Annotated in this window: 21 protein-coding genes; 9 read left to right on the top strand and 12 right to left on the bottom strand. The window is 71.6% G+C overall.

The window, feature by feature from the left end; all coding sequences use genetic code 11:
* Positions 1-12 precede the first annotated feature (12 nt).
* The 3 genes from Vlu01_RS04590 to Vlu01_RS04580 form a co-directional block, all read right to left on the bottom strand.
* The gene (locus Vlu01_RS04590; protein WP_203994279.1) at positions 13-375 is read right to left on the bottom strand and encodes a DUF3099 domain-containing protein; all 363 of its coding nucleotides are present in this window, start codon (positions 373-375) and stop codon (positions 13-15) included.
* Positions 376-492: 117 nt separating this feature from the next.
* Positions 493-1,719 carry a low temperature requirement protein A gene (locus tag Vlu01_RS04585; protein ID WP_203994277.1) on the bottom strand — a complete coding sequence of 409 codons (1,227 nt, stop codon included), beginning with the start codon at positions 1,717-1,719 and terminating at the stop codon, positions 493-495.
* A gap of 36 nt (positions 1,720-1,755) precedes the next feature.
* Entirely contained in the window at positions 1,756-2,334 is a 579-nt protein-coding gene (locus tag Vlu01_RS04580) for an HhH-GPD-type base excision DNA repair protein (RefSeq protein ID WP_203994275.1), read from the bottom strand.
* A 118-nt stretch (positions 2,335-2,452) separates the two neighbouring features.
* On the opposite strand from Vlu01_RS04580, the gene Vlu01_RS04575 reads away from it, so the two are divergent.
* From Vlu01_RS04575 to Vlu01_RS04565, 3 genes are read left to right on the top strand one after another with little or no spacing between them, the layout of a single operon-like run.
* Positions 2,453-3,508 carry an iron ABC transporter substrate-binding protein gene (locus tag Vlu01_RS04575; RefSeq protein WP_203994273.1) on the top strand — a complete coding sequence of 352 codons (1,056 nt, stop codon included), beginning with the start codon at positions 2,453-2,455 and terminating at the stop codon, positions 3,506-3,508.
* A 47-nt stretch (positions 3,509-3,555) separates the two neighbouring features.
* A complete protein-coding gene (locus Vlu01_RS04570; RefSeq protein ID WP_203994271.1) occupies positions 3,556-5,109 on the top strand; it encodes an ABC transporter permease in 1,554 nt (517 codons plus the stop codon).
* A 43-nt stretch (positions 5,110-5,152) separates the two neighbouring features.
* The gene (locus tag Vlu01_RS04565; protein WP_203994268.1) at positions 5,153-6,226 is read left to right on the top strand and encodes an ABC transporter ATP-binding protein; all 1,074 of its coding nucleotides are present in this window, start codon (positions 5,153-5,155) and stop codon (positions 6,224-6,226) included.
* An 84-nt stretch (positions 6,227-6,310) separates the two neighbouring features.
* Here the strand turns inward: Vlu01_RS04565 and Vlu01_RS04560 are convergent, their stop codons facing one another.
* On the bottom strand, positions 6,311-7,531 hold the full coding sequence (locus Vlu01_RS04560; protein ID WP_203994265.1) for a S8 family peptidase: 1,221 nt from the start codon (positions 7,529-7,531) through the stop codon (positions 6,311-6,313).
* Positions 7,532-7,708: 177 nt separating this feature from the next.
* Between Vlu01_RS04560 and Vlu01_RS04555 the strand changes: the two genes are divergently transcribed.
* Positions 7,709-9,193, top strand: a complete 1,485-nt coding sequence (locus Vlu01_RS04555; RefSeq protein ID WP_239095693.1) for a DUF7782 domain-containing protein — start codon at positions 7,709-7,711, stop codon at positions 9,191-9,193.
* Positions 9,193-9,615, top strand: a complete 423-nt coding sequence (gene dtd, locus Vlu01_RS04550) for a D-aminoacyl-tRNA deacylase (protein ID WP_203994262.1) — start codon at positions 9,193-9,195, stop codon at positions 9,613-9,615. The genes Vlu01_RS04555 and dtd overlap by 1 nt, the downstream gene beginning before the upstream one ends.
* A 52-nt stretch (positions 9,616-9,667) precedes the next feature.
* Here the strand turns inward: dtd and Vlu01_RS04545 are convergent, their stop codons facing one another.
* Complete coding sequence (locus Vlu01_RS04545) at positions 9,668-10,456, bottom strand: sporulation protein (protein ID WP_203994259.1); 789 nt, start codon at positions 10,454-10,456, stop codon at positions 9,668-9,670.
* A 254-nt stretch (positions 10,457-10,710) separates the two neighbouring features.
* Here Vlu01_RS04545 and sigB point away from each other — a divergent pair, with 254 nt between their 5' ends.
* A complete protein-coding gene (gene sigB / locus Vlu01_RS04540; protein ID WP_239095692.1) occupies positions 10,711-11,721 on the top strand; it encodes an RNA polymerase sigma factor SigB in 1,011 nt (336 codons plus the stop codon).
* A gap of 72 nt (positions 11,722-11,793) precedes the next feature.
* Here sigB and Vlu01_RS04535 read toward each other — a convergent pair whose 3' ends face one another.
* The 5 genes from Vlu01_RS04535 to Vlu01_RS04515 all read right to left on the bottom strand — a co-directional run bounded on the left by Vlu01_RS04535 (position 11,794) and on the right by Vlu01_RS04515 (position 18,512).
* The gene (locus tag Vlu01_RS04535; RefSeq protein ID WP_203994256.1) at positions 11,794-13,167 is read right to left on the bottom strand and encodes an FAD-binding oxidoreductase; all 1,374 of its coding nucleotides are present in this window, start codon (positions 13,165-13,167) and stop codon (positions 11,794-11,796) included.
* Positions 13,168-13,272: 105 nt separating this feature from the next.
* The gene (locus Vlu01_RS04530) at positions 13,273-13,761 is read right to left on the bottom strand and encodes an RrF2 family transcriptional regulator (RefSeq protein ID WP_239095691.1); all 489 of its coding nucleotides are present in this window, start codon (positions 13,759-13,761) and stop codon (positions 13,273-13,275) included.
* Between the two features lie 46 nt (positions 13,762-13,807).
* Positions 13,808-16,366 carry a bifunctional acetate--CoA ligase family protein/GNAT family N-acetyltransferase gene (locus Vlu01_RS04525; protein WP_203994252.1) on the bottom strand — a complete coding sequence of 853 codons (2,559 nt, stop codon included), beginning with the start codon at positions 16,364-16,366 and terminating at the stop codon, positions 13,808-13,810.
* Positions 16,367-16,394: 28 nt separating this feature from the next.
* Positions 16,395-17,576 carry an acetoin utilization protein AcuC gene (locus Vlu01_RS04520; protein WP_203994238.1) on the bottom strand — a complete coding sequence of 394 codons (1,182 nt, stop codon included), beginning with the start codon at positions 17,574-17,576 and terminating at the stop codon, positions 16,395-16,397.
* Between the two features lie 72 nt (positions 17,577-17,648).
* The gene (locus Vlu01_RS04515; protein WP_203994235.1) at positions 17,649-18,512 is read right to left on the bottom strand and encodes a sulfurtransferase; all 864 of its coding nucleotides are present in this window, start codon (positions 18,510-18,512) and stop codon (positions 17,649-17,651) included.
* A 99-nt stretch (positions 18,513-18,611) separates the two neighbouring features.
* Between Vlu01_RS04515 and Vlu01_RS04510 the strand changes: the two genes are divergently transcribed.
* Positions 18,612-19,301 (top strand): iron-dependent transcriptional repressor DtxR, encoded by a 690-nt coding sequence (locus tag Vlu01_RS04510; protein WP_203994232.1) that lies wholly within the window; start codon positions 18,612-18,614, stop codon positions 19,299-19,301.
* A gap of 30 nt (positions 19,302-19,331) precedes the next feature.
* Here the strand turns inward: Vlu01_RS04510 and Vlu01_RS04505 are convergent, their stop codons facing one another.
* The gene (locus Vlu01_RS04505) at positions 19,332-19,571 is read right to left on the bottom strand and encodes a DUF5522 domain-containing protein (protein ID WP_203994229.1); all 240 of its coding nucleotides are present in this window, start codon (positions 19,569-19,571) and stop codon (positions 19,332-19,334) included.
* Between the two features lie 92 nt (positions 19,572-19,663).
* On the opposite strand from Vlu01_RS04505, the gene Vlu01_RS04500 reads away from it, so the two are divergent.
* Positions 19,664-20,005, top strand: a complete 342-nt coding sequence (locus Vlu01_RS04500; RefSeq protein ID WP_203994226.1) for a YciI family protein — start codon at positions 19,664-19,666, stop codon at positions 20,003-20,005.
* A gap of 86 nt (positions 20,006-20,091) precedes the next feature.
* The gene (locus Vlu01_RS04495; protein WP_203994508.1) at positions 20,092-21,270 is read left to right on the top strand and encodes an RNA polymerase sigma factor; all 1,179 of its coding nucleotides are present in this window, start codon (positions 20,092-20,094) and stop codon (positions 21,268-21,270) included.
* On the opposite strand, the gene Vlu01_RS04490 is transcribed toward Vlu01_RS04495, so the two are convergent.
* Positions 21,260-22,210 carry a GlxA family transcriptional regulator gene (locus Vlu01_RS04490; RefSeq protein ID WP_203994223.1) on the bottom strand — a complete coding sequence of 317 codons (951 nt, stop codon included), beginning with the start codon at positions 22,208-22,210 and terminating at the stop codon, positions 21,260-21,262. The two genes, Vlu01_RS04495 and Vlu01_RS04490, sit on opposite strands and share 11 nt — an antisense overlap.
* Positions 22,211-22,257: the final 47 nt, after the last annotated feature.

Below are 22,257 nucleotides of genomic sequence, written 5' to 3'. Positions count from 1 at the left end.
TGCGCCGACGGATCAGGGCTCGGCGTCAATGATCTTGTGTGGTCGTTCCTCGGCGGCGAGGCTCATCGGAGGCGGTGCCGCCTCCGTGGCGGAACGCGCCGAGAAGCGGTTGGCGAGGCGGTGCTGCTCCTTGGGCGGCCGGTCGTTGGCCAGCAGCACCGCGAGCCACGGGATGACCACGCTGCCCAGGGCGACCAGGGGCAGCCAGAGCCAGAGCATGGGTGCCCGGGTGCCCACCAGGATCGAGCCGACGATCACGCAGGCGACGCGAATGCCCATCATCACGACGTAACGCCGCTGCCGACTGGTCAGTTGGTCGTCCTGGCTGCGTGACGCGTCGGTGATGAGGATCGGCTGGTACGCCTGACGCTTCACCGTGGTACCTCCTCCGGAGGGGTCACCCCCATCCTGTCACCCTGACCGGGCGACCGACGAGATATGGCCTGCGTCCTGGTGTGCTCGGCATGATGCCCCGGCAGCGCAGCGCGCGGGTCAGGTAGGGAAGTCGACGCGGCCGTGATCGTCCCAGGCCAGTGGAGACGCCGACGTTTCCATGGGCTGACGCCGGCTGTACAAGCCGTCCACGAGGGCGATCACGGCCAAGCCACCGGCGACCACGGACAGAGCCAGCATCGGCGTCCCGAGCAGAAGCAGTGGCGCGGATCCGGCCAGCACCAGCACCATCAGCAACCGTCGGCGGGCGATCCGGGCGAAGATCTCATACTCGAAACGGACCCGCCCCAGGAGGAACAGGGCCGGACCTCCGACGATGAAGATCAACCATGCCGGCTCGACGCGATCGAACGGCTTCACGATGACCAACTCGTAGCCCACTCCGGTGAGCACGACACCGAGCACCATCACCAGATGGGTGCTGGATGTCGACGCACCGAGCCGGCCCGGCGACCGGGCCATCCGAAGCGCCTCGGTCAGCAGGTGACCGGCACGGTGGAAGTAGATCCGCCAGAGCAGCGCGGTGGTGAGGAAGGCCACCGTGAAGGCCGCCACGGCCAGCTTCCCGTATCCCTCGCCGCTGTAGGTGATCCCGATGACCAGGATCGTCTCACCCAGTGCGATGAGAAAGATCTGCTGGTAGCGCTCCGCCATGTGCTCCCCGGCGATCCGCCAGGCCGAGACCGGCGCCCGGCCGAGACCGGGCACCGGCCAGCCCAGTAGATATCCGACCATGTCTATCGAGATGGCCACGACCCACAGCCCGAACCTCATCTCGGGGACCAGCGCGCCGGCCAGCCAGAACACCCCGGCCGCAGCCGCCCACGCGGCCAGCCGCCACGGCACGCTACGACGGGGATGCCTTCCCAGCGCGGTGGCGATCAGCACGGGGCGGACGATCACCGCCGCCAGGTACGCCACCACGAACAGCAGCGCCCGCTCCTCGAACGCCCGAGGCAGGGTGACCCCCATCACCAGGCTGCAGAACATCGTCCCGACCACGACGAACTGGATCGTCAGAGCGTCCGGCTCGTACCGGCTGGTGACCCAGTTGATCAATGTCCAGACGTGCCACAGGACGAGGAACAGGAGCAGGGCCTCCAGGAAGCCCATCACGGTCAACCCGTGCTCGACCTCGTCGATGAAGCGCACCGACACCCGGGTCAGCGCGAAGACCAGGGCCAGGTCGAGAAAGAGTTCCAGGAAGGTGGTCCGCGCCGATCCGACCTCGCCACGCAGTAGCGCGCCGCCCCGCTGCGCTGCCATCGACCGCCCTCCTGCCGTCGTAGGAGGCGGCCCGGATCAGCCCCCGCCCGCGCCCGCCTTCACCGCCTTCATCTGCTGTTTGTACTCCCGAACCAGGCGCAGTGACTGGGCATCGGTGACATCGGCGACGGACCGGTGGGCATCCGGATCGCCGTAGTCGCCGGCCGCCTCCCGCCAGCCCGGCGGCCGCACCTCGAACCGCTTGCCGAGCAGCGCGATGAAGATCTGTGCCTTCTGCCGGCCAAATCCGGGCAGGGCGGTGATCCGCTTGAGCAGCTCACGGCCGTCTTCCAGGCCCGCCCACAGGTGGGCGGCGTCGCCGTCGTAGCGCTCGACCAACACCCGGCACACCTCCTGTACGCGGGCCGCCATCGCCTTGGGAAACCGGTGCAGCGCGGGCGGTCGGGCGAAGATCGCCACCAGGGCTTCCGGGTCGTACTCGGCCAACTCCCGGGCGTCCAGGTCGTGGCCGAGCCGCTCGACGAGCACGTACGGCGAAGAGAACGCCTTCTCCATCGGGACCTGTTGGTCGAGCACCATCCCGATCAGCAGGGCCAGCGGATCGCGGATCAGCAGCCGGTTCGCCTCCGGGTCAATGGGCAGTACGAGCGTCATGCCCACATCCTGCCTGGTCGTCGAGGGTAGGGCGTGATCCGCCACCCATCTCGATGCCAACTTTGGTTAGGCTGTGCTAACTTCCCGTCGGTCGTCCTGACCGGAAGAGGGGTTCACCGTGCCAGTCACCCATCGCGCCACGAGCGCGTTGCTCACCGCCAGCCTGCTCGTTCTCGGCTTGGCCGCCTGTGGTTCCGGCGGAGACGAGAAAGCTGGCTCCGACGAACAGGGCGACAAGCAGATCACCGTCTACAGCGGACGCAGTGAGAAGTTGGTCGAGCCGCTGCTGGAGAAGTTCACCGCGCAGACCGGCATCACCGTGCAGCCGCGGTACGCCAGCACCGCGCAGCTCGCCGCCCAGCTCGTCGAGGAGGGCGACAGGTCCCCGGCCGACGTGTTCTTCGCGCAGGACGCGGGCGCACTCGGCACCGTCGCCAAGCGCGGAATGTTCAGCACGCTGCCCGAGGCGACCACGTCCCAGGTGCCGCAGACCTACCGGGCCGGCACCGGCCAGTGGGTCGGCGTGAGCGCCCGGGCGCGGGTCCTGGTCCACAACCCGGATCTGGTCCCGACCGACCAGTTGCCGAAGTCCGTCTTCGACCTGGTCGATCCGGCCTGGAAGGGAAAGGTCGCCCTGGCCCCGACCAACGCCTCGTTCCAGGCGTTCGTGACCGCGATCCGGGTACAGCACGGTGACGCCCGGGCCGAGGAGTTCCTGGCCGGGCTCCGGGCCAACGATCCGCAGATCCGCGACGGCAACGGCAAGATCGTCGAGGACGTGAACAGCGGCATCGTCGCGGTCGGCCTGGTCAACCACTACTACCTCGGGGAGATCGCCAAGGAGCAGGGCACCACCCCGGAGGAGCTCAAGGCCAAGGTGCACTTCTTCCCCGGCGGGGACACCGGTGCGTTGGTCAACGTGGCCGGCGTGGGCGTGCTCAACCGTGCCGCCAGCGACCCGGACGTGCAACGGTTCGTGGACTTCCTGCTCAGTGCGGAATCGCAGGCCTATTTCGCCGAGCAGACGTTCGAGTACCCGGTGATCTCCGGTGTGCCGGGACCGGCCTACGTACCGCCGCTGGCCGACCTGTCGGTGCCCGAGGTCGATCTGAACGACCTCGACACGCTGGACGCCACCGTCACCATGATCAAGAATTCGGGGCTGGTCCCCTGACCACTCCGTCGACCACCGCAGGGCCGCCCGGCATCCGGTCGGCCCTGTTGGTCGTCTCCGGCCGGCTACGGAAACTGACCCCTCGTCCGGCGCTGCTGGCCGCTTCCGCCGCAGCCGTGGCCGTCGCCCTGATCCCGCTTGCCTACCTCGGGGTACGCACCGTGGAGGCCGGTGGGGACCGGATCGCCGCCGAACTCTGGACCGAGCGGGTCGGTCTGCTCGCCCTACGCAGTCTCGGGCTGGCCGGCGTGGTCACTGTCGCCTGCGTACTGCTCGGCGTCGGCACCGCCTTCCTGGTCACCCGTACCGACCTTCCCGGACGACGACTGTTCGCCGTGCTGGCAGCGCTACCGCTGGCGGTCCCCACCTACATCGCCGCGTTCGCCTGGGTCTCCACGGCACCCCGGCTGGCGGGGTTCTGGCCGGCGGCCCTGGTGCTCACCCTCTGCTCCTACCCGTACGTGCTGCTGCCGGTGGCCGCAGCACTGCGCGGCGCGGACCCCGCCCAGGAGGAGGTGTCCCGGTCCCTGGGGCGCGGCGGGTGGCGCACCTTCACCGCCGTCACGTTGCGACAGATCCGGCCGGCCACCGCCGCCGGGGCGTTGCTGGTGGCGCTGTACGTGCTCTCCGACTTCGGCGCGGTCTCCATCCTGCGCGCGGAGACCTTCACCCGAGCCATCTTCGTCGCCCTCGAACTGGGCTTCGACCGCACCGGGGCGCTGGTGCTCTCCAGCGTGCTGGTCGCGCTGACCGTGCTGCTGCTGACCGGCGAGACCGCCACGCGTCGCCGCGGAGCCCAGTACGCAGGGCTGTCCGGCGCGCGCCGTCCGGTACCCCGGTTGTCGCTCGGTGCGGCCCGCTGGCCGGCCGTGTCCGCCCTGGTAGCTGTCGCCGTACTGGCGTTGGGTGTACCGGCGGTCAGTTTGGGACGGCGGCTCGCCGCCGGCACGTCCCGTCCTGGGGCCCTGCCCGAGGTGCTCGCCGCAGCCGGTAACTCCCTGACCGTGTCGCTGGCCGGTGCCGCCTTGACCATGGTGCTGGCGCTGCCCCTCGGCCTGCTCGCGGCCCGCGCCCCGGGCCCACTGACCACCGCACTGGACCGGCTGGCGTACCTCGGTCACGCGCTGCCCGGTGTGGTCGTCGGGCTCTCACTGATCTTCTTCGGCATCAATGTGGCGTACCCGCTCTATCAGACGCGGTGGTTGCTGGCCCTGGCGTACGCCACGCTGTTCCTGCCGCTGGCGGTCGGCGCGGTGGCCAGCGCCGCCGCCCAGTCCTCCGCCCGGCTGGAGGAGGTGGCCCGCTCACTCGGTCGCGGGCCGTGGACGGTCCTCCGCACGGTGACCCTGCCGCTGATCCTGCCGGGCATCGGCGCCGGTGCGGCGCTGGTCTTCCTCACCGGCATGAAGGAACTGCCCGCCACCCTGCTGCTGCGTCCCACCGGAACGGACACCCTGGCGACCGAGTTGTGGACCAGCACGGCAGTCGGTGCCTACGCCGCAGCGGCACCCTATGCCGTGTTGCTGGTGGTGATCTCGGCCCTGCCCACCTGGTTGCTGGTCGCCCGCAGCGGGCTGCTCGACAAGGAGAAGCGGTCATGAGCGAGGGTCAGCCGGGCCGGAACGCAGCGAAGCGGAGGGCGACATGAGTGAGGTCGTGGTCAATGGCCTGATCAAGCGGTATGGCCAGGTGAATGCCCTCGCCGGGGTCGATCTCCGCGTACCGTCTGGCCAACTGACCGCCGTACTCGGCCCGTCGGGCTGTGGCAAGACCACCCTGCTGCGCTGCCTGGCCGGATTCGAGCGGCTGGACGCCGGGGAGATCCGCATCGACGGCGTCCTGGTCGCGGGCGGCAGGCGGCACCTTCCGACGCACCGACGCAACATCGCGGTGGTGCCGCAGGAGGGTGCCCTCTTCCCGCACCTGAGCGTGACGGACAACATCGGTTACGGCCTGGACCGGGCGGCCCGACGGTCCGGCCGGATCGAGGAGGTGCTGGCACTGGTGGGGCTCGCCGGGCTCGGCGCTCGCATGCCGCATCAGCTCTCCGGCGGGCAGCAACAGCGGGTGGCGGTTGCTCGCGCCCTGGCGCCCCGTCCGTCGGTGGTGCTGCTGGACGAACCGTTCAGCGCCCTCGACGCGAGCCTGCGCGCGGGGTTGCGCCACGACGTGCGCGAGGCGCTGCGGGCTGACGGCGCGACCGGTGTGATCGTGACCCATGACCAGGGCGAGGCGCTGTCGGTAGCCGACCAGGTGGTGGTGCTCCGCGCGGGACGGGTGGTACAGGCCGCGGCACCGGCCTCGGTGTACCGCGAGCCGGTCAACCTCTGGGTCGCCGAGTTCGTCGGCGACGCGGTGCTGCTGCCGGCGGTCGTCGAGCAGGGCACCGCGCGGACCGCGCTGGGTCTGGTACCGCTCACCGGTGCGGTGCCCGACGGTTCGGTCACCGTGCTGGTGCGTCCCGAACAGGTGCGCCTCACGACCGGCACCGAGGGCGTCACCGCGACCGTCCTGCGCCACGACTTCCACGGCCACGACGCCCTGGTCGGTCTCGGTCTGCCCGACGGCACCCACATCACCGCCCGGATCCTCGACGGCGATGCCGCCGTGGTCCTGGGGGGCGAGGTGACCGTACGCGTGCAGGGCGCGGCCCGGGCCTTCCCGACCGACCCGCCGGTGCGCCCTCCGGCGCCCACTCCGGCGCGGTTGGCCGGGTGAGGTCCGGCGCGCACCGCACGGCACCGGCGCGAAGCGGCCCGGCGGATCGGTGTCGATCGGTCCGCCGGGCCGGTTCGGGTCAGGTCAGTTGACCACGAACAGGAGGCGGTTCGGCGAGCCGCTGCCCGGGCTGGTCACCACGCCGGTGGTGGCGTTGTTGACCAGGTAGCTCTTGACCTGGGCCGGCGAGTACGACGGGTTGGCGCCGAGCACGAGCGCGGCAGCGCCGGCCACGTGCGGCGACGCCATCGAGGTGCCGCTGATGGTGTTGGTCGCGCTGTTGCTGGTGTGCCAGGTCGACGTGATGCTCGAACCCGGCGCGAAGATGTGCACGCAGGAGCCGTAGTTGGAGAAGGAGGAGCGGGCGTCGGTGTTGGTGGTCGAGCCGACGGTGATCGCGGTCGTGGTCCGGGCCGGCGAGTAGTTGCAGGCGTTGGCGTTGGAGTTGCCCGCTGCGACCGCGTAGGTGACGCCGGAGGCGATCGAGTTGCGCACCGCGTTGTCGATCGAGGTGCTGGCACCGCCGCCGAGGCTCATGTTCGCCACGGCCGGCTTCACCGCGTTGGCGGTCACCCAGTTCACGCCGTTGACCACGCTGGTGGTGGTGCCGCCGCCGGAGCAGTTGAGCACCTTCACCGCGACCAGGCGGACGCCCTTGGCCACGCCGTGGGTCGAACCGCCGACGGTGCCGGCGACGTGGGTGCCGTGGCCGTTGCAGTCGGTGTTGTTGCTGTCCACCGTGTTGGTGCCCCAGGTGGCCCGGCCGCCGAACTGGCTGTGGCTGGTCCGGATGCCGGTGTCGATGATGTACGCCCGCACGTTCGAGGCCGTGTTCGGGTAGGTGAAGGTGCCGTTCAGTGGACGGTTACGCTGGTCGATCCGGTCCAGCCCCCAGGTGGCGTTGGTCTGGGTCGCCTGGATCGTGACCACCTGGTCCTGCTCCACGTAGGCCACCGCCGGGTTGGCCGCGAGCCGGGCCGCCTGCTTGGCGGTCATCTTGGCGGCGAAACCGGTCAGCGCGGCGCTGTAGGTGTCGGAGACGCTGCCCCCGTACCGCTTGACCAGGGCGCTGGCCCGGTCCGGCACGGCGGAACGAGCCTTCGACGACCCGGCGGCACCGACGGCGTCGGTGCTCAGGACGACGAGGTAGCTCCCGCTGACCGCGTTCGACGCGCTGGCGCCGCGGATCTCGCCGGTGGGTGCGGCGACCGCCGCGGTGGTGCTGGCCGCTGAGACGGCCGCCGCGGTGGCGACGACGGCGAGCGCCCGGATGAGCTGCCGTCGCGCGGTGGACCCTGAGGACATGGTGCCTCCCTTACCTGGGCGGCCGACCGGGCTTCTGGCCGGGCGGTCCGCACCCTGGACTTGAGTTGGAGAGATGCTAGCGTTAGATCGACAAATATGACAGAGATGTTCGTCGATCGATTTCCAATGTCACGGGCGGTGCCCTCTCGACCCGGTGTCACCAGGCAGGATGACGGTGTGGACGGACACGACATGCTGCTCTCCCCCGCCGGCGTCGAAGCGCTACGGACCGCGTTGACGCGGGCCGACTTCACCGCGAACGGCATCGCCACTCGGCTCGGCGCGCAGGCCACCGGCGGGGTCGCCCGCAACGACTTCCGGGCCGCGCTGCGGGCCACCGTCGACCGGGACCCTCTCGCCACCCTGATCCGGGTGTTCATCTGCGAGCAGACCGAGCCGGAAGCGGCGGTCGCCGCCGCGCTGGCGCCGCTACCGCTCACCGATGCGCTCGCCGCGGGACTTGTCGAACGGCACGACGACGGGCTGCGGATGGGACTGGACCTGGAGCCGTACGGCGACGACTGGTGGGTCATCGCGGACGTGCCGGCCAGCGCCCGCCCCGGCCGCCCGTTGCATGCCGAACACGTGCTCGGCATCGGCGGGGCGACGCAGACGATGATCGGCGCCGCGGTACGGCGACCGGTGGACACCGCACTCGATCTGGGCACCGGTTCGGGCGTGCAGGCGCTGCACCTGGGCACCCACGCGCGGCGGGTCACCGCCACCGACGTGTCCCGGCGTGCGCTGCGTTTCGCCGCCACCACCGCCGCACTCAACGGTCAGGATTGGGAGCTGCTCCGCGGTGACATGGTGGCCCCGGTCGCCGGCCGTCGGTTCGACCTCGTGGTGAGCAACCCGCCCTTCGTGGTCGGGCCCGGCACCACCACCCACGTCTATCGGGACTCCGGCCGGGTCGGCGACGCCATCGGGGCCGAGCTGGCCGCCGCCGCCCCGGGACTGCTCACCGAGGGCGGCACCATGCAGTACCTCGCCAACTGGGTGCAGGTGGCCGGCGAGGACTGGGGCGAGCGGGTCGCCGGCTGGTTCGCCGGCACCGGCCTGGATGCCTGGGTCATCCAGCGCGAGGTCGCCGACCCCATGGCGTACGTCAACCTGTGGCTGACCGACGTCGGGGAGAGCACCGACCCGCAGCGGATGGCCGACTGGCTCGACTGGTTCGATGCGCACAAGGTGGAGGCGATCGGCTTCGGCATCGTCTCCCTGCGCCGGAGCGACCGCGACGACCCGGTGCTACGGGTGGAGGACCTGCGCCAACGGGTGCAGCCACCGATGGGCGATCGGATCGCCGAATGGTTCGACCGGCAGGACTGGCTGCGCGGACGCGACACCGCCAGCCTGCTGGCCACGCGTTACCGGGCCGCCGATGGGCTCCAACTGCGTCAGGAGGCGACGATGGGCTCCGACGGTTGGGCGGTGGACCGGCAGGTTCTCGCCATGCCCGACGGGCTGCGCTGGAGCGAGGAGATCGACCCGCTGGTGCTGGCCCTGGTCGGCGGAGCTGACGGACGGTTGCCGCTGCGGGACCAACTGGCGCTGCTCGCCGCCGCCCACGACGTGGCCACCGAGGAGTTGGCCGAGGCGGCCGGGCCGATCGTGGCGCACCTGGTGGAGCGGGGCTTCATCACGCCGGTGGTCGCCTGATGCGGGCGGTGGTGCAGACCGTCGGCCGGGCCAGCGTGACCGTCGACGGCGAGGTGGTCGGCGCGGTCGACGACGGGCTGCTGGTGCTGCTCGGGGTGACCCACACCGACACCCCGGAGATCGCCCGGACGATGGCCCGCAAGGTGTACGAGCTACGCATCCTGGATGACGAGCGATCAGCGGCGGACATCGCCGCGCCGATCCTCGTGGTCAGTCAGTTCACCCTCTACGGCGACGCCCGCAAGGGACGCCGGCCGACCTGGACCGCTGCCGCACCCGCGCAGGTGGCGGAGCCGCTGATCGAGGAGATGATCCGGGCGCTGCGCCAGCGTGGCGCGACGGTCGCGACCGGCCGGTTCCGCGCACACATGCTGGTGGAGAGCGTGAACGTCGGTCCCCGGACCATCCTCCTCGACCTCTGACGCCACCAGGTGCCGGTCAGCGACCGGCACCGACCACGACGCGGGACGGAGATCAGCCGAAGAGGCCGCGGCGTTGCAGCGACTGACGCAGCCAGCCGTCGAGCTGGGCGGCCAGGTCGGTCGTGGCCGCCGAGGCATGCTCCACGGAGAAGCGGCCGAAGACGTCGCGGCCCTCGGTGAACAGCCCGCCGCGCTTGTCCAGCTCCAGCACCACCTGCACCTGCCGGGGGTCGGTGACGAAGGTGACCTCCAGCTGCTTCATCGCGCCCGCGTACTGCGGTGGCGGGTAGAACTCGATCTCCTGGTAGAACGGCAACGTCTGGTGGACACCGTAGATGTGCCCGCGCTCCACGTCGGCTCGCGCGAACCGGAAACCGAGCCGTAGCAGCGCCTCCAGCAGGCGCTCCTGGGCCGGCAACGGATGCACCGCCACGGCGTCCAGGTCACCCTTGTCGACGGCGCGGGCAACCTCCAACTCGGTACGCAGACCCATGGTCATCCCGTGCAGGTGCTGCCCGTACAGCTCGGTGAGCGGGGTTTCCCACGGCACCTCGAACCGGAACGGAACGTCGTAGCGTTGCCCCGCCTCCAGCCGGAACGGGCCGGTGACCTGCTGGCGCTGGAACTCCTGGTTGGTGACGTACTCGTTGTCGCCGCTCTCCACCTCCACCCGGGTGAGCAGCCCCAGGGCGACGTAGGACACGTCGACCGCGTGGTCGCCGCCGGTGACCGCGATGCTGCCCTCCAGGTGGCCGCCCGGCCGGCAGTTCGGATTCGACAGCACCGTCTCCACCGACGGACCGCCAACTCCCATCGCCTGCATGAGCCGTTTGAAGACCACGATTTCCTCCGTCGCTCGATCGCCCGCATCCGGGCGGTTACGTCGGCCCGACGGCCGACCGCTGGCACGGTAACCGGCATCGACAAGCCGAGGCCGTCGACATGCTGGAGCACCACGCCACCGAGTGCCGACTCAGCAACTGTCGGTTCCCCGATCGCCTCACTCCCGTTTTACGCCCCGACCGCCAAGCTGTTTGTCACCGGCGCAACTGGCCGGCGGACACGGCACGGACGTGGACACGGGGAGAGACTGAGATGGCCCAGCAGATGACGGAGCACCGGACGCACGCCGGCACCGAGGCGGAGCACGGCGTCGACACCCTGACCGACCTGGACGCCACCGACGAGCGCGGCGTCTCCACCGACCTGGTCCGGGCATACCTCAACGGAATCGGTCGGACGAAGCTGCTCACCGCGGTGCAGGAGGTGGACCTGGCGAAGCGGATCGAAGCCGGCCTGTTCGCCGAGGAGAAACTGAACACCTGCATCCCGGTTTCCGAAGAGCTGCGCGCCGACCTGGAACTGATCGCACGACAGGGCCAGGCCGCGAAGAACCACCTGCTGGAGGCGAACCTGCGGCTGGTGGTGAGCATCGCCAAGCGGTACACCGGCCGGGGCATGGCCTTCCTCGACCTCATCCAGGAAGGCAACCTCGGCCTCATCCGCGCCGTCGAGAAATTCGACTACACCAAGGGCTACAAGTTCTCCACCTACGCCACCTGGTGGATCCGCCAGGCCATCACCCGCGCCATGGCCGACCAGGCCCGCACCATCCGCATCCCGGTACACATGGTCGAGCAGGTGAACCGGATGGTCCGCGCCCGACGGGAGCTGGCGGCGTCGCTGGGTCGGGAACCCACGGTCGCCGAGGTGGCCCGCGCGCTCGACGTGCCGGAGTTCCAGGTGATCGAGCTGATCTCGTACGACCGGGAGCCGGTGAGTCTGGACCAGGCTGTCGGCGAGGACGGTGAGAGCGCCCTCGGTGACTTCGTCGCCGCCGTCGACCCGGCCGCCGGACCGGGTGACGCCGCCGCCCATGGCGAGCTGCGCAACGAGGTGAGCATCGTGCTGGCCACACTTTCGCAGCGCGAGCAGGCGGTGATCCGGCTACGGTTCGGCCTCGACGACGGCCGGCAACGCACCCTGGACGAGGTCGGCCGGGAGTTCGGCCTCTCCCGTGAGCGGATCCGGCAGATCGAGAAGGTGACGCTGCTCAAGCTGCGGGCGCCGGAGCGGGCCCAGCGGTTGGAGGCGTACGCCTGCTGACCTGACCAGCGTGGTGTCGGCCCCGGCGGTTGCCGGGGCCGACACCGTCTGCGCCACCTGGCGCGAGTCGAGTCAGGCCCGACCTCCCGGGTGGCACGGCGGCACGTTGTGGTTGATCCGGAAGAGGTTGTCCGGGTCCCAGGTTGCCTTGATCCCGGTGAGCCGCCGGTAGTCCCCGTCGTCGTAGCCGGTCCGCAGTTGGGACGTCGTGACGCGCGGGCCGGAGAGGAAGGCGGGCGTGACGCCGCCGGTGCTCCAGGGGAGCATGGCGCGGTGCAGGTGATCCTGCGCGGCGGCGGCCTCGTCACCGGTGAGCGGGTGGAGTCGGCTGCCGGTGTAGAGGATGAACTCGCCGTCCCGGCGGCCGATCACCGCACGGCTGGTCGCCGAGGGACCGAAGGCGCCGCCGAGGTGGCGCAGTTCGACCAGGTAGTCGTCGTTTCCGGCGGTACCAGCGTGGTCGAGGAGCCGGTCGACCGCCGCCGGGTCGAGCCGGTTGAGCAGAGTGTTGCGGGCCTCGAAGGTGACCGGCCCCGGCGGCTCCCCGTGGATGCTGGCGAGTCCGCTGGCCGGCATCTCGCCGACCGTGTCCAGGGCTGCGGGGGCGGCCACGCGCAGCGGCTGAAGCAGCCGGTCGACGGTGTCGGGATCGCCCAGGTAGGCGATCCGGACGTGCGCGATCCGGCGCCCACGCAACGGCTCCGGCACGCCGTCGAGGTCGGGCATTCGCATCAGCAGGACCGAGGAGGACATCTCCTCGGGGATCGTGGCGCTCCACTCGACGTAGCTTCGGAGCGCGGGCGCGATCGCATCGCCGGTGAACCAGAGGCCGCCCCCGACCAGGTTCGTCAGCGGTATCACCTCGGTGGTCAACGCGGTGACGACACCGAAGTTCCCGCGGCAACCGAGCATGGCCCAGAACAGCTCGGGTTCGGACTCGACGGTGACGGTGCGCTGATGCCCGTCGGCGGTGACCACCTCCAGGGAACGGACCCGGTCGGCGGCGTAGCCGAACCGCCGGCCCAGCAGCGGGATGCCACCGCCCAGGTGGTAGCCGACGACCCCGACATCGGGTGAGGAGCCTACGAGCGGAACGAGCCCGTGCGGGGCGAGGGCGGCCATGAGGTCCTTGGCGAGCACGCCGGCACCGACGGTGACCGTACGATCGGCGGGGTTGACCTCGATGCGTTGCATCCGGCGGGTGCTGATCAGGACGCCGTCAGCGGGGACGCTGGGCCCGTGACCGGTGGCCTGCACGCCGACCGACTGTCCGGTTTCGGTGGCGTGCCGGACGGCGGTGACGACGTCGGTGGGGTGTCGGGCGCCGACCACGAGCGTGGGTCGGTGAACGACCAACTGGTTGTACCCGGCCAGTTCGGAGGCATAGCCGGCCTGACCGGGGGTGAAAATCGGGCCCTGGGTGTCGAGCCGGGTGTTGACGTTCATGTGCCTCTCCTCGAGTGAGGGAACGGACATCCGTCCGTATTTCTAGATTTCTAATGTCCAGATATGAGGTGACAGTGGCGCCGGGACGCCGCGCCCTTCGATCACCTAGCGGTCGTGCAACTCGGCGAAGCGGCCGCGGGTCGCCTCCGGCGTGCCGGGAAAACTCCGCTCGACGTCGGCCTTGAGGTCAGCCAGCGTCCGGCCCGCGAGTTCCTGCCGCCAGGCCAGGTCGGCCCGGCGCATCGCACCGGAGACGAGACACACCTCGCGGTAGTCCACGTCCGGCCGGCCACCGGGCCCCGCGCGCAGGATCTGCTCGCACCGAAACAGCGGGTCCGATCCCTCGATGGCGACCACGATGTCCAACAGGGAGATGGCGGCCGGCCCACGGGCCAACGAGAAGCCGCCGCGCCGGCCGGGCGTGGACGCCAGGATCCCGGCGCGCACGAGACTCTGCAGCTGCTTGTTCAGGTACGCCGGCGGCAGCTGATAGAACTCTGCCAGCCGCGCGGTCGACACACCGCGCTCCGCGCCCAGCCAGGTGAGGTTCAGACAGGTGTGGATCGCCCACTCGACACCCTGACCCAAACGCATATCAGGATGTTACATGTCCAGGTTAAGGTCTGGCAACGCGTCGACCTCACAGCCGGCGAGGGCCGGTGTCGGGGCGTGGCACGGCGGCGGTGCCGATCCGGACGGAGGCGTGCAGCACGGACAGGCCGTCAGGGCGGGCGAGCACCGGGTTCAGCGCCAGTGCCCGTACCCGGGGCTGGTCGTCGGCGAGGCGACCGACCCGCAGCAGCAGATCGGCCAGGGCGGTGCGGTCCACCGGCGCGGCCCCGCGATGGCCACGCAGCAACGGCGCGGCCCGGGGCGCGTCGACCAACTCGGCGGCGTCCCGGTCGGTCAACGGCACCGCCCGCCACGCCCGATCGCCGAGCAGCTCCGTGGCCACCCCACCGAGCCCGAACCCGACCACCGGCCCGAACGCCGGATCCTCGACGAGCTCCACGACACACGCCACCCCGGGCGGCACCATCGGCTGCACCAGGACGTCCGCCCCGAAGGCCACCGTCAGCTCCGTACCGGCGCGGCGCACGGCCGCGGCGTCCGGCAGGTCGAGGCGGACCGCACCGAGGTCGAGGCGATGCCGCAGCCCCGGTGCCGCAGCCTTGAGCGCCACCGGAAACCCGAGCCGGGTGGCCGCCTCGACGGCTTCGTCGACCGAGGCGGCCGGCACCGACTCGACCACGTCGATGCCGTACGCGGCCAGCAACGCCTCCGCGTCGGTGTCCTCCCCCCGCAGCGCCGCCTGCGCCGCCGTCGGGTCGACGTCGGACAGCTCCGGCAGGATTCCGGTGGGCCGGCGTAGCCACTGCGCGTACGCGGTGACCCGGGCCAGTGCCCGAACCGCCTCCTCCACGCTCGGATACGAGGGCACCCCGGCCGGGGCACGACCGACGAGGAAGGTGGCCACCGCCGGCTTGCCGCCGGACAGCGCTGCGGGCAGGGCGGCGCTGAAGTCGGCCTCGGTGCCGGTGAACTGGCCGGGCAGCGGCGGGGCGAAGAGCGCCACCAGCGCGTCGACCGACTCGTCGGCGGCGGTGGCGGCGAGCGCGTCGGCGAACTCGGCGGCGCTGGCCCTCGGCCCGACGTCACGCGGGTAGCCGTCGGCGACGGTGAGACCCTGGGCCGCACAGGCGGTGGCCGCGAGCCCGGTCAGCGCCGAGGAGTTGCCGACCACGCCGATCCGGTTGCCGGCCGGCAGCGGTTGGTTGGCCAGCAGCACACCGGCGTCGAGCAACTCGCCGACGGTGTCCACCCGGATCACCCCGGACTGGGCGAACAAGGCGCTGACGGCGGTGGCATCCGGGCCGGTGGCGTCACCCACCCCCGGCGGGCGGGCCGGTGAGGCCAACGCCACCACCGGCTTGTCCCGGCCGATGCGCCGGGCCAGCCGGGCGAACTTGCGCGGGTTGCCGAAGGTCTCCAGGTACAACATGATCACGTCGGTGCCGGGATCGTCCTGCCAGTACTGCAGAAGGTCGTTACCAGAGACGTCAGCCCGGTTGCCTGCCGAGACGAAGCTGGACAGGCCGAGCCCTCGCCGATCCGCCTCCGCCAGCAGCGCCACGCCGAACACGCCGGACTGGCTGAAGATGCCGACCCGGCCCGGCACCGGCAGTCGCGGGGCGAGGGTGGCGTTGAGGCGTACCGACGGGTCGGTGTTGGCCACCCCCAGGCAGTTCGGGCCGATCACCCGCATGCCCGCGGCGTGGGCCGCGCGGACGAGGGCACGCTGCGCGGCGGCGCCCTCGACGCCCGCCTCGGCGAAGCCGGCCGAGATCACGACCAGGCCGTGCACCCCGGCCGCCGCGGCGTCAGCGACCACCGCCCCGGCGGCCTCCGGAGGCACCGCCACCACCGCCAGGTCGACCGGCAGCCCGGCATCGGCCGCCGACGGGTACGCGGGCAACCCGGCCACCCGCGCGGCGCTCGGGTGCACCGGCACCACCGACCCGGTGAACCCGCCGTCACGCAGGTGCCCGAGCACTGCCGCGCCGACCCCCTGGCCGGTGGCGCTGGCACCGTAGACGGCGACGCCACGCGGGGCGAGCAGCCGGGCGATGGACCGCGCCTCGGTGCGGTGTTCCCGCCCGCGCTGCACCTCCAGGGTCGCCTCGGTCGGCGCGATCGGGAAACTCAGGTGCACCACCCCGTCGGCGAACTGACGCTGGATCTGGTACCCGAAGTCAGCGAAAACCCGCAGCATCTGACCGTTGCTCGGCAACACCTCGGCCACGAAGTTGACGATCCCGGCCCGGCGGGCGGCGTCCGCGAGGTGCTCCATCAGCACCGAGCCGATGCCCCGCCCCTGGTACGCGTCCTCGACGACGAAGGCCACCTCGGCATCGGGTGACTGCGGACCGAGCCGCTCGTAGCGGCCGACGGCGACGATCCGGTCGCCGGCCAGCACCACGAACGCCTCCCGGTCGTGATGGTCGACGTTGACGAAGCGGTGCAGGTCCCGCTCCGGAATCCGCGGGTACGGCGAGAAGTAACGCAGGTAGCGGGTGCGCTCGGAGAACCGGGAATGCATCGCCACGATCGCGGGGGCGTCGGATGGCTCGATGGGTCGCAACTGGACCGTACTGCCGTCGCTGAGCAACACGTCCACGGTTTGTTCTGCTGTGCTCACCTCGGACGGACCTCCCCGGCCGGCTCAGTCAGTCGCGCGGATCGTGCGGATCGAGGCCGAGCAGCGGGAAGACCGCCTTCCGGGTCGCCGCGATCGCCCGGTCCACCGCGCTCGGCTCCCCCGTGGGCTGCCACGGTTCGTACCCCGGGTCGACGTCGTCAGTCATCCGCAGCGGCACGTCGAAACCGGGCCGGCGCGCCATGGCCAGTTCCCGCCAGGCCGGCGGGGTCAGCGTCGCCGGTTCCAGCGGCGCGCCGGTGGCCACCGCCAGCAGATGCGTCCAGGCCCGGGGCACCACCTCGACCAGTGCGTACCCGCCACCACCGGTGGCCACCCAGCGGCCGTCGCACAACTCGTCGGCGAGCGCCCGCAACGCCAGGTAGGTGGCGCGCTGCCCGTCCACGGACAGGTGCAGGTCGGCGAGTGGGTCGACGCGGTGGGCGTCCGCCCCGCACTGGGTGAACAGAAGTTGCGGGCGGAACGCCCGCAACACCGACGGCACGACCGCGTGGAAGGCCCGCTGCCAACCGGCGTCCTCGACCCCGGGGGGCAACGCGATGTTGACCGCGGTGCCCGCGGCGTTCGGACCGCCGGTCTCGTCCGGGAAGCCGGTGCCGGGGAAGAGGGCCAGCGGAGTCTCGTGCAGGCTGACGGTGAGTACCCGTGGGTCGTCCCAGAAGATCTGCTGCACCCCGTCGCCGTGGTGCACGTCGACGTCGACGTAGGCGATGCGCTCGGCGCCCAGGTCGAGCAGCCGGGCGATGGCCACCGCCGGGTCGTTGTAGACGCAGAACCCGGCGGCTCGGGCGGGCATCGCGTGGTGCAGGCCGCCGGCGACGTTGACCGCCCGGCGGGCCGTGCCTCGCCACACCGCCTCGGCGGCGATCACGCTCGCCCCGGTGACCAGCGCGCTGGACTCGTGCATCCCGTCGAAAACCGGGTTGTCCGAAGTGCCCAGACCGAACCCGGCGAAGAGCGGGTCGCGCGGCGCGATCCGCACCGCGTCCAGGTAGCGCGGATCGTGCACCCGGGTGAGCAGGTCGTCGTCGGCGGGCGTCGGCGGCAGCAGCCGCACCCCGGCCCGTTCCAGGATGCCGAGTTCCCGCGCGAGCGCGATGGTCAACTCCACCCGGACCGGATCCAGCGGGTGGTCACCGAGGTCGTAGGCGAGCAGCGAGGGGTCCCAGACCACCACCGTGTCGTCGGACATCCACCCATGGTCGCACGAGGACCGACTGGCGGCCCGCCCACCAGGCCGGATGCCGGCCAGGCACCGGGCCGCTCACGCGTCGGACCGGTCAGGCTCGGGGCCGGTGGCCACCGGCCGGTCCGGGTCGGCGACCCAGTGGCTCCATGATCCGACGTAGAGCGCGGCGTCCGCCCGGCCGGCGAGATGCAGCGCGAGCACCGCCTGGGCCGCGGTCACCCCCGAGCCGCAGTACGCAGCGACCGGAGCCTCGCCGGTCACGCCGACAGCGGCGAAGCGGTCCCGCAACGCCTCGACGGTCGGGAACCGGCCCTCGGTGACGTACTCGGGTGCGGGCAGGTTTACCGCGCCGGGGATGTGACCGGCAACGGGGTCGATCGGCTCGTGCTCGCCCCGATAGCGGGGCGCGGCCCGCACGTCGATCAGGACGCCGTCACCGGCCGCCAGTCGGGCGGCGTCCGCCGCGTCCAGCACCGGGAGCGCCCCCGGGCGGACCGTCACGTCGCCCTGCGCCACGACGGGCGGGTCGATGCTCACCGGCAGGCCGGCCGCCGTCCAGGCCGGGAAACCGCCGTGCAGCAGCCGGACGGATCGGTGCCCCGCCCAGCGCAGCGTCCACCAGGCCCGGGCCGCCGACATCCCGTCACCGCCGTCGTACACCACCACGGGGTGACCGGCCCGCACGCCGGCCGCCCGCAGTGCCGCCTCCAACTCGGCCGGATCGGGAAGCGGATGGCGCCCGGCCGGGCCGGGAGCGCCGCACAGCGCGGTGTCCAGGTCAACGTAAGCCGCGCCCGGCAGGTGCCCCTTCCGGTAGTCGTCCCGGCCGGGCGGCCCGGCCAGGCGCCAGCGGACATCGAGCAGGGTCGGCGGGTCGATGGCGTCGAGTTCGGCGGCGAGCCGCTCGGCTTCAACCAAAAGATCATCAGTAGCGGACATGGCCTTCAGTCAACACCATGAGTGACATTGCCGACGGCTCGGAGACAGACGTCGGGGGTGCGGCAGGGTACCATCGGCCTCTGGAGGGCCGCTGACACCATGAAGTCTCACGACCTGGTCGATACGACCGAAATGTACTTGCGTACGATCCTCGAACTTGAGGAAGAGGGTGTGCCTCCCCTGCGCGCCCGGATCGCAGAACGGTTGCGCCAGAGCGGCCCGACGGTCAGCCAAACCGTCGCCCGGATGGAACGCGACGGCCTGCTCACGGTCGAAGGTGACCGGCACCTGAGCCTCACCGAGCGGGGGCGCAGCACCGCCGTCTCAGTGATGCGCAAACACCGCCTCGCCGAGCTGCTGCTGGTCAACGTGATCGGAATGCCCTACGAGGAGGCCCACGAAGAGGCCTGCCGCTGGGAGCACGTGATGAGCGACGCGGTCGAGAAGCGGGTCTACGACCTGCTCAACCGGCCCACCCGGTCGCCGTACGGCAACCCGATCCCGGGCCTGGAGGAGTTGGGCTCACCCGGTCATCCCGAGCCCGAGCCGACCGACGGCGAGCGCAACCTGGCCTTCCCCGGCCTCACCGGCCCAGTCGTCGTACGCCGGATCTGCGAGAGCGTGCAGACCGACGCCGAGGTGCTCCGGCAACTGCACGCGGCCGGTGTCGACCCGGGTGCCACGGTGACCGTGGCGCAGGAGCGCGACGCGGTGTCGATCGACCGCTCCGGCGAGAGCGTCCGGCTGCCCCGCGAGATCGCCTCCCGGGTCTTCGTCGCCGCCGCCTGACCACCGAGGGACCGCGCCTGGTGCGGTCCCTCAACTCACGTACGGGCAGTGGCGACAGCCCCGGCCGCAGCAGGTGCCGCGGCGGGCGAGGAATCCGGCGGTGAGGACGAACAGTCCGCTGTCCGGGTCAAGGTAGCCGGCGTCGCCCGCGGCCAGCGCGGCGGCGTGCACGGCGAGGATGCGCTGCCGGCCGGGGTGGTCGAGCGACAACCGCGACGGGTGCGGCTCGGTCAGAGGCCGTGCCGCCCGAGGTCGTCCTTCTCCGCTCATCCCGGGCAGTCTAGATTTCCCCCGAATGGTGTCCGTCCGCACTGGCCCCGCCCATCGACGGGACAGCGGATGACGTCGATGAAGGAGACAGCATGGCGCAGTACGCAGTCCTCATCTTCTCGCCGGCGCCGGCCGACCCGATGGACCTCACCCCCGACTACCTCGCCCTGCTGGAGCGGTACCCCGCGCAGGTCACGGAGTTGGGTGGGCGGATCGTCACGGGCTTCGCGCTGCAACCGAGCACCACCGCCACCGCGGTACGTGGCGACCTCGTCACCGACGGCCCGTTCATCGAGGCCAAGGAGGTCGTCGCCGGATTCTTCGTCCTGGAAGCGCCCGACCTGGACACCGCGGTACGGATCGCCAAGCTGAACCCGGCCACCATTCACGGCGGGGTGGAGGTCCGTCCGCTGTTCACGCCGCCCGTCGAGTGAGCGGCGGCGAGCGCAGCACCGTGCCGGCCACAACCGCCGAGGTCGAACGGGCAGTGGCGGAGGCGCACCGCCACGAATGGGCCTTGGTGCTCGCCGCCACGGCCCGCGTCGCAGGTGACTTCGACCTCGCCGAGGAAAGCGTCCAGGAGGCGTACCTGGCGGCGCTCGGCGCGTGGGCCCGAGACGGCGTACCGGACCGACCCGGTGCCTGGCTCACCGCGACGGCCCGACGAAAGGCCCTCGACGTGCTGCGCCGCCGGCAGGTGCTCCGCGCGAAACTGCCCCTGCTGCTCGAACCGGACGCCACCGAACCAGACGTCCCGGACGAGATCGCCGTGCCGGACGACCGGCCGCGGCTGGTCTTCACCTGCTGCCATCCGGCGCTTGCCCGGGAAGCCCAGGTGGCGCTCACTCTGCGCCTGGTCTGCGGGGTCAGCACCGGCGACATCGCTCACGTCTTCCTGGTTTCCGAACCGACGATGGCGGCACGCATCACCCGAGCCAAGAAGAAGATCACCGCCGCCCGGATTCCCTACCGGATCCCCGAAGCCGCCGAACTGCCCGAACGGCTGGACTCGGCGCTCGCCGTCGTACACCTGCTCTACACCACCGGACACACCGCGCCCGCCGGCGGCGACCTGGTCCACGCCGACCTGGTCGACCGGGCGCTGCACCTGGCCCGGATGCTGGCCAGCCTGATGCCCGACGAGCCGGAGGTACGCGGACTGCTCGCGCTGCTGCTGCTCACCGACGCCCGGCGGGCCACCCGCACCGACACCGACGGCCGGCTGGTGCGACTGGAGGACCAGGACCGTTCCCGATGGGACCGGGACGCCATCGCCGAGGGCCGCCGCCTGGTCCTCGGCGCGTTCCGCACCGGACGGCCCGGCCGGTACGCGTTGCAGGCCGCCATCGCATCGCTGCACGCCCTCGCGCCCCGCTACGAGGCGACCGACTGGCCGCAGATCGTCCGGCTCTACGACGCCCTGCTGGACCGCTGGCCGTCACCGGTGGTCGCGTTGAACCGGACCGTGGCGGTGTCGATGGTGGACGGACCGACCGTGGCGCTGGCCGAGGTCGACGCTCTCGCCCAGGACCCGCGACTGGCCGGCTATCACTACCTGCCGGCGATCCGAGCCGACCTGCTGCACCGGCTCGGCCGCGACACCGAGGCGGCGCAGGCCTACCGGACCGCGATCGACCTGGTCGACAACGACGCCGAACGCGACTTCCTCGCCACCCGCCTGGGCGAACTCACCCGCTGACCGCCAGCCCCGGGGGCCGGAAGGTCGCCCGGTAGTCGCGGGGGCTGACGCCGACGAGTTGCCGGAAGCACGTTCGGAAGGCGGTCGGCGAGGTGAACCCGACCAGTTCGCCGATCCGCTCGACCGGCTGGTCGCTGCGTTCCAGCAGGTGCTGGGCCCGACGGACCCGGTGCCGGCTGAGCCACCGCATCGGCGTGGTGCCGGTCTGCTCGCGGAAGTGCCGGCTCAACGACCTCGGACTCATCGTCGCGTACGCGGCGATCTCGGCCAGGGTCAGCGGGCGGTGCAGGTTCTCGGTCAACCACTCCAGCAGCGACGCCAGGTTGTGCCCGGCCGGTGCGGGTGGCTCGTACGCGATGAACTGCGCCTGCCCCCCGGCCCGTTCCAGCGGCATCACGCAGCTACGGGCGGTCTCGGCGGCGACGGCCGCACCGTGGTCGCGGCGTACCACGTGCAGGCAGAGGTCGAGCCCGGCGGCCGCACCGGCCGAGGTGAACACCGACTCGTCCTCGACGAACAGCACCTCCGGGTCGACCACGACAGTCGGGTACCGGCGGGCCAACTCGGACGCGGCCGCCCAGTGGGTGGTGGCCCGCCGGCCGTCGAGCCGACCGGCAGCGGCCAGCACGAAGGCACCGGTGCAGATCGAGAGCAGTCGGGCCGGGCTGCCGGCCAGCGCCGCGCGGAGCGGCTCCGGCAGCGGCGTGTCCAGGTCGGCCATCCCCGGCACCACCACCGTGTCCGCCTCGGTGAGCAGAGACAGGTCGTACGGCACCCGCAGCCCGAGCGCGCCGGCCCGGACCTCGTCGGTCGCCCCGCAGACCCGAACCTGGTACGCGGCACCGCCGTCGGCCAGCCGGGCGCGGCCGAACACCTCGACCGGCACAGACAGGTCGAACGGGACCACACCGTCGTACGCGACAACCACCACCCGGTGCATCCGCCCATTCTGGCGAGAACCCGTCGGTCGATGGCTCGCCGGCCCCT

The organism is Micromonospora lutea, from assembly GCF_016863535.1.
GTDB classification, from domain to species: Bacteria; Actinomycetota; Actinomycetes; order Mycobacteriales; family Micromonosporaceae; genus Micromonospora; species Micromonospora lutea.
This window is presented reverse-complemented; position numbering and strand designations above follow the sequence as displayed.